This is a genomic window from Yersinia enterocolitica (genome assembly GCA_002082245.2).
Taxonomy (GTDB): domain Bacteria; phylum Pseudomonadota; class Gammaproteobacteria; order Enterobacterales; family Enterobacteriaceae; genus Yersinia; species Yersinia enterocolitica_E.
In genome coordinates this window covers 1-14874 of sequence record NBTC02000002.1, presented here as the reverse complement: position 1 = coordinate 14874, position 14874 = coordinate 1, and the positions used below count along the sequence as shown (strand labels likewise).

Sequence of the window (14874 nt, the reverse complement as noted above, 5' to 3'; positions counted from 1 at the left end):
ACAAACAGGAAAATTCGAACAATAAAGGAGGTACGATGCATTTATAAATCAGAACCCACGGCCACAACTGGCGATTAAGGAAAGATGACTGGAGCCGCTCAGATTTACCACCAGGCAGAAGATCGAAGTGATCACAGAACTGGGTCAGTTGATCATACAACAGGTACTATGGCTAAGCGTGATTGTAAGTCAGAACAGGCAGCAACTGAAGAAAAAAGAACAAGCCAATGATTATACAGTGTATTATTCACCTAGTGGCGGTAAAAAGCACCCTCAGCCTAAACTTATCCTGAGCGGTAAGTGGCTGGAAGCATTGGGATTTACTACCGGCTAGCACGTTACTGTTACCCCCGAACACGGCCAGTTGATTATCCGCACCGCGCCCGCCACGGAGGGGAATGTATGAACATCACTTTTACCCCTGAGCCGATCCCTGAACTGACGATCGAAAGCGTGACGTTGGCCAAACTCGGTTTTACCGCTGCAACTGACGCTCCAACATCACCAGCTCTGGATCACTGTCGTCACCGACGCCACCACCTGGGACGCGCTGTGCGAAGCCAGCCAAGACCGGCAAGATTTGGGGGCGGATTGGGTGCGGGAGAACGGCGAGGTGATTATCGGCAGGGATTGGATCACCGATTCTGGGATCACTGACGCGGAACAACTGGAGGTGACCGCCGCGCCCGGTGTTATTCGGTTGTGGCGGCGGGAAGTGTGGGGATTTAGGGCTTAGAAGTAGTAACCCCCAGCCAAGGCTGGGGTTGCTACTTTTAGTTGTAGTAGCTTAGACCTGATCTAACAGTCACCACCATTTAGGATAATCATTAAACGCTGCATATATTGCAGATTTCGCATCGTCCGTTAACTTTTCTCTGCCTTTGATACTGTGGTATATCCATGCAGTTCTTCTTTAGCACATGACCATTCAAGCCATCCTAAAACTGGATTTACAATCAACTCAAAACATCCATTCATATCTTTAAGATGGGCTATATCATCATTCCGTATATTGTCGATAAATTCATCAAAGCATTGGCATTCAAGCCATACCTGGGAACTGACATTCAAACTATAACTAAATTTATCTACTTGAATCGCCAGATTAAACTTCAATGATGGAATATGTTCATCAAGTTCTATTACGTCCAATGTGATATTGATCGGACTTGTAATTTCTATATCCATTTAATTTGCCCCTAGATAACGAGCATGAATGACTGTTGGCAACTCACCAGCAGCACGTGGAGGTTTGATTTCCAGTTGCCAACCATCGACTGTTATACGCCCATATGACATACCGTTCTTTGTCGCGGTATCTAACGCAGCTTGAAAACTTCTGAGTTCTGTCTGGCTGGCAAGTCTGACCGCCTCTGGCGTATTAGTTACGGCTTTAGATGCCGCATATTCTGCCATGTGTTCTGTAGCATTGCCATGTACCCACACTTTTTGACCGTTAGGTAGTGTCATTTCAAAAGATTTCGGTATAACAGAACCAGGGTAAACAGGCTGGGTCCCTTTTATAGAATCAAATACAGTACCAGTTTTGCCTATATCAGCAGCAATAGACTCGGCCTTACCAGCAACACCATCAGGTAGTTTCTTGCCTGGTAGAAGAATACCTGCCAGCATTCCACCTGTGGCTTCCAGAGCAAGCTGGTTACCTTGAGCCGCTTCTTTCACCTGTCCTGCAACCGCTGACCAGGTTTCACTCTTCATCAGGGCTTTCAGCGTATCTGCCGCTGCCTGATTTTTACCCGCCAGATCGTTCAATGCCTGAGTGCAGTAACTGTCTCCCATGGCGCATGAGGTGAGCGCCATCGCCGCATCAGCACCGTAATCCGCTCCACCTAATAACGCATCACCGCTATCTGCCGCCGCACCGATAATGCTGTTAACAATAGCAGACAATGTCCCTTCACCAAGTTTATCCCTGACCTGATCTTTCAGGTTGGCCGTCACCTGTTTAACTGTTTCACGCGCCGCATCACCACTCAGCGAGTTATTCTCCACCGCGTTCTTCCCAGCCTGCGCGCCGATGAGAAGGCCGGTGCTGCTATCAGTACTTAAGCCACCCAGGATACCGGCAGTTAAGGTACTAATCGCACTAATAATTCTCTTATCAGGTTCGGACAAATCAGCGATTTTCTTGCCTGGATGCACCTCATCCATATAGATGTTGGCTGCCCACACTACCAGTGGCGGAAATTATACAGACACTGCGCAAAACCTGTAAGTTACCGAACCGTAAGCAGCAGTCCACTGATTTTATTGAGATGATGCTGGCTAAGAAACCGCCTGGCAGGAAGTGGACTTGATGAGTTGACTGGCAGGTAAAAAATCCCGGCTTGCATTTGTCTGGGATTTTTTATTATGAACCGAGTTACCCATACAAAAAATAGTACTGAAAATGAAACATTTGGTAGCAAATAACGCGAATGATTTCACTATCATTGTTAATTTCTTTCTATACAATTGCTCTGTTTTGCGGTTGCCTGACAATCTCGTTTTCTTCTTTGAGCTTTTAAAAGGATCTCAGTTTATGAAGTTACGTTTCCCCTCTTTCGGCCCTGTCGCCCTACTGGCTTCCTCAATGATGCTGGCGTTCTCCGTCAATGCCGCATCAAATGATGAAGGTATCGTGATTTATAATGCTCAACACGAAAATCTGGTGAAATCCTGGGTTGACGGTTTTACCAAAGATACCGGCATCAAAGTGACTCTGCGTAATGGCGGCGACAGCGAGTTAGGTAATCAACTGGTTCAGGAAGGCAACTCATCTCCCGCCGACGTTTTCCTGACTGAAAACTCGCCGGCAATGGTGCTGGTCGATAACGCCAAATTGTTCGCACCACTGGATGCCGCCACACAAGCACAGGTTGCGAAAGAGTATCGCCCTGAACATGGTCGTTGGACCGGTATTGCGGCTCGTAGCACCGTGTTTGTCTATAACCCGGATAAAATCAGCGAAGCCGAATTACCTAAATCCATTATGGATTTGGCAAAACCTGAATGGAAAGGCCGTTGGGCTGCCTCACCATCGGGTGCCGACTTCCAGGCCATTGTCAGTGCCATGCTGGAATTGAAAGGCGAAAAAGCCACGTTGGAATGGCTAAAAGCCATGAAAACCAACTTCACTGCTTACAAAGGTAATAGCACCGTGATGAAAGCGGTGAATGCGGGCCAAATCGATGGCGGAGTTATCTATCACTATTACCGTTTCGTCGATCAAGCCAAAACAGGTGAGAACAGCGGTAAAACCAAACTGCATTATTTCAAACATCAAGACCCTGGCGCATTTGTGAGTATCTCCGGCGGCGGTGTTCTGGCATCCAGTAAGCACCAGAAACAAGCGCAGGAATTCGTCAAATGGATCCAGCAAATCAGGCCAGGATATCTTGCGTACCAACACCGCATTTGAGTATGCCGTTGGTGTCGATGCCGCTTCAAACCCTAAATTGGTGCCACTGAAAGACCTGCAAGCACCGAACGTTGAGCCGTCTAAACTCAACAGTAAAAAAGTGGTTGAGTTAATGACTGAAGCCGGTCTGCTCGTTAACTCCGGCAAATGACGAAAACCCATATGACTAAAAAATATCAAAATTGTAGTTGATGAAGGGCGGAAAAAAGGAGATCATAAGGGGTTGGGGCCCATTCGGGGTTATGGGGTATTGGGAAAATAACGAATAAGCGGGGTAAATGATTTGATGCAGCTTTCCTCCGCGGTGCCCATTATTTGACTGACCGCTTACGGCCGGGTATTATTGGTCACTATTGGCTATTGCACCGCTAGCCGTACCTGCTTTTGTACAAAGTTATGCATGGATTAGTCTGGTGCCATCAATGCATGGCCTTGCCGCTGGCGTGTTTATCTCAGTAATTGCCTATTTCCCCTTTATTTATCTGCCCGCATCCGCTGTATTACGCCGCCTTGATCCCGGCCTTGAAGACGCAGCATCATCATTGGGTAGTCCCCCAACAGTGGTCTTCTTTCGCGTGGTTCTGCCGCAACTAAAATTAGCCGTATGGGGCGGTTCGATACTGATTGCGCTGCATCTATTAGCGGAATATGGCTTGTATGCCATGATCCGTTTCGATACTTTTACCACCGCTATTTTTGACCAATTTCAATCCACGTTTAATGGTCCGGCGGCCAATATGTTGGCAGGGGTTCTGGCGTTATGTTGCCTGGGGCTATTGTTAATCGAAGCCACCAGCCGTGGCTACAACCGCTATGCTCGGGTCGGCTCCGGTAGCGCCAGGCGCCAAACTGCATATTCAATGGGTACAACCATCACACTACTGTGTCTGTTATTGCCATTGGTACTCACTGCACTCTCGCTGGGCGTGCCCTTTATCACGCTGGCCCGCTGGCTCTATATTGGTGGAATTGATGTGTGGCTGAATCCTGAACTGCTACCAGCCTTGAAGCAAACACTGGCATTAGCACTGAGCGGTGCGGTTATTATTACATTGTGTGCCGTCCCCATGGCATGGCTATCGGTGCGCTATCCGGGGCGCTTGCACCGTGTGATGGAAGGCTGTAATTATGTCACCAGCTCGCTGCCCGGTATCGTGGTCGCGCTGGCGCTGGTGACCATCACTATCCGTGTTGCTCGCCCGCTGTATCAAACAGAATTCACTATTTTGCTGGCTTATTTATTGATGTTTACCCCACGCGCTTTAATCAGTTTACGGGCCGGGATTGCGACCGCCCCGGTCGAATTGGAAAACGTGGCCCGCAGCTTGGGCAAAACACCCACTCAAGCCGTATGGAGCACCACCATGCGCCTTGCTGCTCCTGGCGCCGCTGCCGGGGCGGCACTGGTGTTCCTCGCTATCTCCAATGAGCTGACCGCCACACTATTACTGGCCCCGAACGGCACCCGAACACTGGCGACTGGTTTTTGGGCGTTGACCAGTGAAATTGATTATGTCGCGGCATCACCCTATGCACTGCTGATGGTGGCACTATCTCTGCCGCTAACCTGGCTTCTTTATTCTCAATCGCAACGTACGGCAGGATTATGAGCACGCTTGAACTTCAGCAAATCGGTAAGTCTTTCCAGTCTGTTACCGTATTAGACCGAATTGACTTGCAGGTTTCCGCCGGCAGTCGCACCGCAATTGTTGGGCCATCCGGCTCAGGCAAAACCACGTTGTTGCGGATTATTGCCGGGTTCGAAACCCCCGATCACGGTAAAGTTATTCTGCAAGGTCATCCGGTATTCGACAATTCAACCCACGTGCCAGCGCACAAAAGAGGGATTGGTTTTGTACCGCAAGATGGTGCGCTGTTCCCCCACTTTACCGTCGCGGGCAATATTGGTTATGGACTAACAGGGACCAAGCAGGACAAAGCCCGCCGAATTGATGAACTGATGGAGATGGTCGCACTGGATCGGCGGTTATCACAACTTTGGCCCCATGAGATTTCGGGTGGGCAACAGCAGCGGGTCGCTCTCGCCAGAGCGTTAGCACAGCGGCCGGTACTGATGCTGTTGGATGAACCTTTTTCAGCTCTGGATACCGCCTTACGCGCCTCAACGCGCAAAGCGGTGGCTGAACTGTTGGCACAGGCAAATATTGCCTCCATTTTAGTGACGCATGATCAAACCGAAGCATTATCATTTGCCTGCCTCGCAAGTCGCGGTAATGCGGGCGGGTAAACTGGCGCATGTTGGCCCGCCGCAAGAACTCTATTTGCGACCGATTGATGAACCTACAGCGACTTTCCTTGGCGAAACATTGATTCTTTCCGCCAATATTGATACCGGATGGGCTGATTGTGCACTGGGCAGCGTCAGGGTTGATGATGAGCAACGCCATGGATTGAGCCGGATTATGTTACGGCCAGAACAGATTACTATCACCCCTTTGCCCGCAGATCATCACTACACCACTCATTGTCTGGCTAAGGTTATCAATATTGATTTTGCGGGTTTTATCTCAACACTCACCCTATATCTGGTTGAAAGTAATGAAACGGTAGAGGTTAAAACCATCAGCCGCGAAGGTATAAGTATCGGTTTAATGGTTGACCTGACAATTATTGGCCAAGCGCATATTTTTGCTAACTGAGTAACCTCACAGGGCATTATAACCTTGGTTTTTGGTTCGCATTGCTCAGTATGGCCTTCATCTGGCTAAGGGGTTTTATGCTGCTGGCGTAATCTCGATACTCCAGCAACGTCAACACAATAACCACCACATCCAGCGCAGTTATTACGATCAATAACACCGAGTGAGTGAAGGTATAACGATAGAGTTGATAGATAATGAATAAGCTGAATATGACTATTGCCGCCGGATAATAACCCAGCTTTTTGCGCCATAATCCAATAATGACCCACAACTTAACCACGCCGTGGATGAGCAGATAAAATGCGGCAAAATGCAGACTGCTGATTGAGAGATTTTGTGCCGCATGCAGTAAATAATGGGCTACCACATCGCCACGGTCTTCAATAAATTCAACTTGCGTGATGCGATGCAGAATATTTAGCAAAAACTGCGGCGTCACAAAATAGGTTAAAATACCGCTGATAATCTCCATCACGGCTAAGATTGCTTTCAGTAATAAGCTCAGTTCAAAAACTGCGTGAATATTCCTTTCACCTAAGATGTTGTTACCATCGAATCTGTTTTTCATATTCAACATCACGCTGATTCTCTACAAATAATACTCGATGGAGAATAGCGTAACAGTTTACGTGGTGCCAGTTAAAGCACCACGTCATAGCCGTATTATCTGCAATACAGGCGAAATTTAGAATGTAATAACTGTTTTTAATTCGGTTCCCCATACATCTTGCGTTTGGCTTACCCCTGCTGGTGAGTGCCAATATTGTAGATCAGGTTGTAATTCCAGCCATGAAGTGACACGGAAACGATAATACAGTTCGGCAGCAACCGAATACCCAGCTATTGGAGAGTAACGTGGATTATTATAATCAGAAACATTATTGATTTGATTCAGATAGCGTTGATTATCTTTATAATAATCACTCAGTTTAACCATTGATACGCCGAATCCCAACCAATCTTGTGGGCGGCTATCAAATAAGCCGCGATAACGGATGCCTGCGGAGGTAGCGTAATGCATGTAATTGGTCCGTTGGTCCGCCAACGACATGCTGTAAAACACACTTAAACCACGGTTGGCGTCATCCTGATGTTTTGTTACCTGCTGATTGAATCCACTGTAAAAGAACCAAGTATTATTATGGTAACGATAGCACCTGGATCAGTCGCTCCGGGAGCACCAGAGACCCCGTTATAAAGATCCCGTTGGTTTCATTATTTTCCATTTTTAGAATAACCCGCACATCTAATAATAAATACTCGGTACTTCCCCAAAAATAAGTCGTGTTGCAGTGAGGCAAAACAGTTGAGAGCTGCTTATATCACTGCAACATACAAACGTCGCTATTAGCGTTTCAATGCCTCGCCATTACTCTGAATCACATCGCGATACCAATAGAAGCTCTTCTTACGACGGCGTTCCAATGTGCCATTACCACTGTCATCGCGATCGACATAAATAAAACCATAACGTTTGGATAATTCAGCTTTTGAGGCGCTAACCAAATCAATCGGCCCCCAACTGGTATATCCCATCACCTCAACGCCATCTTCGATAGCCTCACCGACCTGGACCAGATGGTCATTGAGATATTCAATGCGATAGTCATCTTCAATATGGCCATTAACATCCGGCTTATCTTTCGCTCCCAGCCCATTCTCAACAATAAACAGGGGTTTTTGATAACGATCCCATAATTCATTGAGCAAGATACGCAGCCCGTCAGGATCGATCTGCCACCCCCATTCCGAGCTGGCCAGATGCGGGTTCTGCACCATGCTAAGAATATTACCTCGGGCTTTACGGTTTAACTCTTCATCGGCGGTCACGCAGCCGCTCATGTAATAACTGAAGGAGATAAAATCGACAGTCTGTTTTAATGCCAGTTTATCTTCAGCAGTAATTTCAACACTAATGCCGTGCTGTTTAAAATAACGAGCCATATAAGAGGGGTAATAACCGCGAACCTGCACATCGCCAAAGAATAGCCATTCACGATTCTGCTGTAATGTTTCCAATACATCGGCAGGCTTGCAAGTTAGTGGATACATCAGCCCACCCAACAGCATATTTCCGATTCGGCCATCAGGGATAATTTCATGCAATGCAGCAACCGCTTTGGCACTGGCAACCAACTGGTGATGGATAGCCTGATACACGGCACTCTTACTGCTTGCTTGCTCTAATCCTACTCCGGTGAATGGCGCATGCAGACATATTGATCTCATTAAATGTCAGCACAATTTAACCTTATGCTGATAACGCTGACACACGGTGCGGGCATAATGTTCAAAGAAACCAATTGTTTTACGATTACCCCAGCCACCATAATTCTTAACCAGCCCATAAGGCATCTCATAGTGGGATAATGTCACCAATGGCGTAATGTTATATTTCGCCATTTCATCAAATACACGGTCATAGAATGCCAGACCTGCCTCATTAGGCTGCTGCTCATCGCCCTGTGGGAAAATACGTGTCCAGGCAATGGATATCCGCAAACATTTAAACCCCATCTCAGCAAATAGTGCGATATCCTCTGGGTAGCGATGATAAAAATCGATAGCTAGATCTTTGACATAACTGTCACCACTCACCCTAGGAATGATATCGCCAAAAATACCATGGGGTTGTAAATCAGAGGTAGATAGCCCTTTCCCCTCAGCAAGATAAGCCCCTTCTACCTGATTAGCGGCAATCGCACCGCCCCAAAGGAAATTATCTGGAAATGCATGTTTCATCGGTTTTCTCCTAAATCAGTATTAACGAATTACGGTTAATAACGGGGCTTGCTCAGTAATAGAGGTGCCTTTAGCACACAGGACATCCTGATAATTTTCACTGTTGCTGATAATTATCGGCGTCGTCAGGTCATAACCTGCTCCGGTAATCGCCGCACAATCAAACTCCAGCAGTAAATCACCTGCGCTGACCCGGTCACCGGCTTTAACATGAGCGGTAAAATATTTGCCATCGAGTTTGACGGTATCAATACCAACGTGGATAAGGACCTCAGCACCAGAATCAGATTCAATGCCAATCGCATGGTGGGTTTTAAACAGTGACGCTACAACGCCATTAACCGGTGACACGACCCGCCCTTGTTGTGGAATAATCGCAATTCCCGCCCCCAATAAACCACTGGCGAAAATACTGTCACTGACATCCGCTAGCGCTAACAATTCACCACTGATCGGGCTGAATATCACTTCGCCCATACCACTGTGGTTATCGGTGATGGATGAGTGTGAGACAAATCCTCTGTTTCTGCGGTGGCAACAGCGCTGGCAGGCCAAAAAAGAAGGTGCTGATGGCAGCAAAGATCAACGCAATCAGGGTGCCAATAATGGCGCCCCATACGCTGGCATCGACACCTGTAGCGGGAATTATCTGGGCAAAAGAGAAGATACTGGCAAGGCTGAATGAATAAACATGGGTCTGGCAGAAACCGACGATGACACCCCTATCGCCCCGCCTACGCAGCCAAAAACAAACGGTTTTTTCGACGGTAAGGTCACCCCATAAACAGCGGGTTCAGTAATACCGAATATCCCCGCAGTAAATGCCGAACCAGCCAGCCCCTTCATTTTTGCATCGCGAGTACGTAAAAAGACACCGAGCGTGGCCCCCACTTGCCCCATAACTGCCGGTAACAACAGCGGCAACATGGCGTCATAGCCCAGTACACTCAGGTTGTTTATCATCAAAGGGACCAAACCCCAGTGCAGCCCAAAGATAACGCAAATCTGCCATAGCCCGGCCAATACACCACCGGCAACAGGAGGAGCAGCCGAATAGATAATTTGGAACCCCGACGCCAATAAATGGCTAAGCCAGGTTGCCAGCGGGCCAATCAGTAAAAAGGTGGCTGGAACGGTTATTACCAGACACAGTAATGGCGTGAAAAAGTTCTTAATATTGCTGTGTAACACCCGGTTAAACCCTTTTTCTAACCGACTACTAACCCAAGCCGCTAATATGATAGGGATAACCGACGAGCTGTAATTGATAAATGTGACCGGAATACCAAGGAAATAGACCTCAGAAGCCCCAGGTTGCCCGGCTGCGTTAAATGCAGCGAGCATCAAGGGGTGTACTAATGCACCACCAATCGCCATGGTAATAAATGGACTGCCACCAAACTTCTTACCTGCGGTATAACCCAATACCAGTGGGAAGAAATAAAACAGTGAGTCACTGGCAGCAAATAAAATTGTATAGCTGCCGCTGTCGGGTTGTAACCAGCCGCAAACAACACTCAGTGCCAAAAAACCTTTAAGAATACCGGAGGCGGCCAATACACCGAGCAAGGGGTGAAAATACCCGAAATGATATCGATACAGTGACTGAACAAACTCTCTTTTTGATTACCTGACTTGTTATCATGCTCTTCAGCATCAGCCAACCCCGCTTGGTTCACTAACGCCTGGTAGACCTCACTAACATGGTTTCCGATAACCACCTGAAACTGGCCACCACTTTCCACTACCATAATAACGCCAGGATTATCTTTCAGCGCTTGGGCATCAGCCCGCGCCATATCCTTGAGTTTAAAGCGTAAACGGGTAGCGCAATGTACTACGCTATTAATATTACTCTGCCCCCCTACTCCGGCGAGGATCTCGCTGGCGACCGTTGTGTATTGCATCGTGTTTTCCTTCGGTAACACTCTTGTTTATACAGGTAAAAATTCGGGCAAAAAAAAACCTAAACGCACTCCGCACCGCGACCCAGCGACACAAGTACATTCAGGTTTTGCCTGCCGAAGCAGTAACAATCCAGTTTGGCTAAATTCTCTTACTACTTAGAACCCTTCCCTTTTAAATCATTTAATCTGGCAGATTAAAACTTTCCCGGCGAACGCGTTCAATATGGATAGTCAAAAACATCCGCTCTTCTTTGCTCAAATCTTGTGATACTGCAATTTCATATGCTGCTGAATCTTACCCGCACAGCGGTAAGCCTCGGCATAATTATCTTTCACTGCATCGTGTAAGGAATCATCATCACTGGTGACCCCATTACGGCCCAACATTCGCTGTGAGAAAAATTTCAGATGGGTAACAAAACGGTGATAACTCAGCCCGTCCTCATATTCCAGCTTAAATTGGTACTTCACGATATGCAGTATCTCCTGCATTACCTTCGTCACTTGCATTACTTCAGGCATTTCACCCTTCAACTGAGCATTCACCAGATGGAGCGCGATAAATCTTCATCTTCACGCAATTGCACCCCAAGGCGTTGTTTAATAATCTGCAAGGCTTCACGACCCAAGGCAAACTCTTTGGGATACAACCGACGAATCTCCCACTGCAATCCATTCGTTATATCCAAACCTTGTTTATGCCGCTCAATCGCATAGAAACAGTGGTCAGTCAGCGAAATGTAGAGGTTATCCTGCAACTTACCCAGTTTTGCCCGTTGCCTGCGTGATGATACAGTCACAAGCAATCATTACTTCTAATGGAATACAGCTCAGCAACTCACTCAGCCGCGAAACCAATTCATTGTCTTTTAGAGCAAACACTTTTTCGATCAATGTGTTATCTAGCGATTCACCTGGGTGTTTTTGAAAGCCAAGACCACGTCCCATAATGACTTGTTCCTGACCATGCTGATCGAGAACAATAACTACATTGTTGTTAAGTATTTAGCGATTTGCATGCTTTAGCCCTGAAAACAAAAAAACCCGACTCAGCAGCATTCATCATGCTACTCAATCAGGTTTTGCCCGCCATTGACGGTAACAATCCAACTATTCGGTAAACTACCATGTTAATGCACGACTGCAAGCTGGAAGAGATAAGAATCGTGATGCAGATCTCTTCTTATCTGGATAAATAGATCAGCATGTCATTTTAGCCATTATTTAGTTAGGGTTAATACCACCAACCATTGCCGTTATGGTGATAAAGAATAGCGGTAAAAACAGCCGTTTCTTTATTAAGACTTTTCTTAAGATCATAAAGATAAAATTAAATTAACCCATAAAATAATGGAAATAATAACAGCACCCGGTCATTTGAGATTGATTCTTTATTACAACTACTAACTTTATATAAATACATTAATTTTATGTATAGGGAATGGTTAATATCTTACGGTAAATTATTAATAACCTTCGCCTCACTCACAAAAAACAGCGCGATATTTCCGTTATATCGTCTTAATTGATTTACATCATATAAAAGTAACAAGTTATTTCCTAAGGTGAGACATTGCCGCTCAACCCTAATTTTCTTATTTTTCATTAAAAAAGTGTCCTCCGCAAAGGTAATGTCGATGAATAACAATAAAAGACCTATCACCGGCTCACTAAGCCGCCGTGAATTTATTCAAACATCCGCCGCAGTCACCGGGGCTGCGGCTATTGCCAGTTCTATCACCCTTCCTTTTTCAGTACATGCCGCGCCAGAAGAGCACGCAGCAACAACAGAGGAAACCGTTAAATACAGTGCTTGTCTGGTCAACTGCGGTAGCCGCTGCCCACTAAAAGTGCATGTGAGAAATGGCGAAATTATTAAAATTGCTAATGAAGCAATTTATGATGACTCTACCTTTGGTGAGCATCAAATTCGCCCCTGTTTACGTGGCCGATCGGTAAGATGGAAAACATATAACCCGGATCGGGTCAAATATCCCATGCTGCGTGTTGGCAAACGCGGCGAAGGTAAATTTAAACGTATTAGTTGGGATGAAGCTACCACTATTGTCGCTGATAATCTAAAAAGAACCATTGCACAATACGGCAACGAAGCAATTTATTATCAATATGGTTCTGGTTCGACCGGCGCTAATTTACAAGGCCGCAATGCCTGTAAAAGAATGCTGAGCTTGCTGGGTGGTTTTCTCGATCAACACGGTACTTATTCCACCGCCCAAATAAATACGGTAATGCCGTATATCTATGGCAATGCAGACGAAACTTTGCTGGATGAAATTAAAAACTCAGATCTGGTGGTTATGTTTGGTCATAATCTGGCAGAGACTCGGATGTCGGGCGGCGGGCAATATATCGAAACCGTTCATGCTCTGGGGCAAAGCAAAGCCAAAGTTATTATTATCGATCCACGCATGACCGACAGCGTAACGACCCTCAACGCAGAATGGCTCCCCATCTTCCCAGGTACCGATGCCGCGCTGGTGGCCGCATTAGGACATGTATTAATTAAAGAAAATCTGACTGATGAAGATTTCCTGGCACAATATTGTGTCGGCTGGGATGCCACAACACTACCCGCCTCAGCCCCCGCCAATAGCTCTTACAAAGATTATATTTTAGGTAACGGCCACGATGGGTAGAAAAAACACCGCAATGGGCCAGTGAGATAACCGGCATTGCACCGACACAGATTATTCAATTAGCCCGTGAGTTGGGAAATGCCCGTGCAGCATGGATATCACAAGGTTGGGGGATTCAGCGCAGTGCTAATGGCGAGCAGGCGGCACGCGCCATTATGATGTTGCCATTGATGACTGGTAATATTGGCCGCGCCGGAACCAATACTGGAGCCTGGGGCGGGAATGTGAAATATCCGGTGCCGGGATTCAGTATTCCGAACCCAGTGAAGACTGCTATTCCCTGCTTTATGTGGACCGATGCTATTTTTCGTGGCACTGAAATGACAGCGAAAAATGCGCATGTGAAGAATAAAGATAAACTTGATACCAATATTAAGTTTATGTGGAACTACGCCAGTAATGTTATCGGCAATCAGCATTCTGATCTGAATAAAACCCACCGCATTTTACAAGATGAATCACTGTGCGAGTTTTTTTGGTGTGGGAAAACCACATGACCAACTCTGCCAAATATGCTGATTTATTACTGCCCGATGTCACCTCAGTTGAATCAAATGATTTAATTGATAACTCCTACGCTAGTGGGCTTATCACTACGTCACGCGGTTGCAAAAAATGCGATCGAGCCGCTGTGGGAGTGCCGCCCGTCTTATGATGTGTTAGCCGAAATTGCCACCAAGTTAGGAATTGGCGATGCCTTTACCGAAGGCCATACCCAGCAAGAATGGATTGAAATCAGCTATAACAAAATGCGTGAGAAAAACCCCGCCTTGCCACCTTTTGAACAGACCAACGACCAAGGCATCATCGATCGTATTTATGCCGACAGCAGTCAATATATCGCGTTAAAAGATTTCCGTGATGACCCTGTGAACCACCCGTTGAAAACCCCGTCTGGCAAAATTGAGATCTACTCAGAAGCGCTGGCAACATTGGAAAAAGAGTGGCAACTGGCACCCGGTGATCGCATTACCGCTGTCGCTGAATATTGCCCAACCTTTGAAGGTGTTAGCGATGTAGAAACCATGAAAAACTACCCTTTGCAGATGACAGGCTTCCATATCAAAGGCCATACCCACTCCTCTTATTATAACGTAGCCATGCTGCGGGAAGCGGTACCACATCAGTTTTGGATTAACCCCATTGATGCCCAGCCTCGCGGTATCCAACAAGGGGATATGGTCGAAATTTTTAACAGCCGAGGCCGCATGCGTATTGCAGCAAAGGTTACCGAACGGGTGTTACCGGGGGTTATTAGCGTGCCGCAGGGGGCATGGCGAAATACCAATAAGGACGGCATTGATGTGGAGGGTGTATCAATACCTTAACAACACTGCGACCGTCACCACTGGCAAAAGGTAACCCAAACACACAACCTCGTTGAAGTAAAACGTATATAAGGAGTTGAATAATGAAGCAATATGGTTTTTTTTGTCGACTCCACAAGTGCACCGGATGTAAGACCTGCCAAATCAGTTGCAAGG

2 protein-coding genes and 12 pseudogenes are annotated in these 14874 nt (G+C 46.6%); 7 read left to right on the top strand and 7 right to left on the bottom strand.

The window, feature by feature from the left end; all coding sequences use genetic code 11:
- The first annotated feature begins 181 nt into the window (after positions 1–181).
- Together A6J66_001380 and A6J66_001375 are read left to right on the top strand one after the other, a co-directional pair.
- Positions 182–406: pseudogene (locus A6J66_001380) on the top strand (hypothetical protein).
- Positions 403–736, top strand: a pseudogene (locus A6J66_001375) (hypothetical protein). The pseudogenes A6J66_001380 and A6J66_001375 overlap by 4 nt, the downstream one beginning before the upstream one ends.
- 128 nt (positions 737–864) lie before the next feature.
- On the opposite strand, the gene A6J66_001370 reads toward A6J66_001375, so the two are convergent.
- Positions 865–1188, bottom strand: a complete 324-nt coding sequence (locus A6J66_001370) for a hypothetical protein (GenBank protein ID PNM22955.1) — start codon at positions 1186–1188, stop codon at positions 865–867.
- A 405-nt stretch (positions 1189–1593) separates the two neighbouring features.
- Positions 1594–2136, bottom strand: a pseudogene (locus tag A6J66_001365) (adhesin).
- A 406-nt stretch (positions 2137–2542) separates the two neighbouring features.
- Here A6J66_001365 and A6J66_001360 point away from each other — a divergent pair.
- From A6J66_001360 to A6J66_001350, 3 pseudogenes are all read left to right on the top strand, one after another.
- Positions 2543–3572: pseudogene (locus A6J66_001360) on the top strand (iron ABC transporter substrate-binding protein).
- 193 nt (positions 3573–3765) lie between these two features.
- Positions 3766–5031, top strand: a pseudogene (locus A6J66_001355) (iron ABC transporter permease).
- Positions 5028–6081, top strand: a pseudogene (locus tag A6J66_001350) (amino acid ABC transporter substrate-binding protein). The pseudogenes A6J66_001355 and A6J66_001350 overlap by 4 nt, the downstream one beginning before the upstream one ends.
- 94 nt (positions 6082–6175) lie before the next feature.
- On the opposite strand, the pseudogene A6J66_001345 reads toward A6J66_001350, so the two are convergent.
- From A6J66_001345 to A6J66_001325, 5 pseudogenes are all read right to left on the bottom strand, one after another.
- Positions 6176–6661 (bottom strand): annotated as a pseudogene (locus tag A6J66_001345) (DUF2127 domain-containing protein).
- A gap of 108 nt (positions 6662–6769) precedes the next feature.
- Positions 6770–7293 (bottom strand): annotated as a pseudogene (locus A6J66_001340) (carbohydrate porin).
- A gap of 138 nt (positions 7294–7431) precedes the next feature.
- A pseudogene (locus tag A6J66_001335) lies at positions 7432–8826 on the bottom strand (6-phospho-beta-glucosidase).
- A 21-nt stretch (positions 8827–8847) separates the two neighbouring features.
- Positions 8848–10733, bottom strand: a pseudogene (locus A6J66_001330) (PTS beta-glucoside transporter subunit IIABC).
- A gap of 181 nt (positions 10734–10914) precedes the next feature.
- A pseudogene (locus tag A6J66_001325) lies at positions 10915–11738 on the bottom strand (transcription antiterminator LicT).
- A 632-nt stretch (positions 11739–12370) separates the two neighbouring features.
- Here A6J66_001325 and A6J66_001320 point away from each other — a divergent pair.
- Positions 12371–14790, top strand: a pseudogene (locus tag A6J66_001320) (dimethyl sulfoxide reductase subunit A).
- Positions 14791–14801: 11 nt separating this feature from the next.
- Positions 14802–14874, top strand: a 73-nt coding sequence (locus A6J66_001315; GenBank protein PNM26859.1) for a 4Fe-4S ferredoxin, incomplete at its 3' end; no start/stop codon positions are given.

Bases quoted from the DNA above. Each gene is read 5' to 3' on its own strand.
- A6J66_001370 (PNM22955.1), bottom strand. From the start codon at position 1,188: ATGGATATAGAAATTACAAGTCCGATCAATATCACATTGGACGTAATA.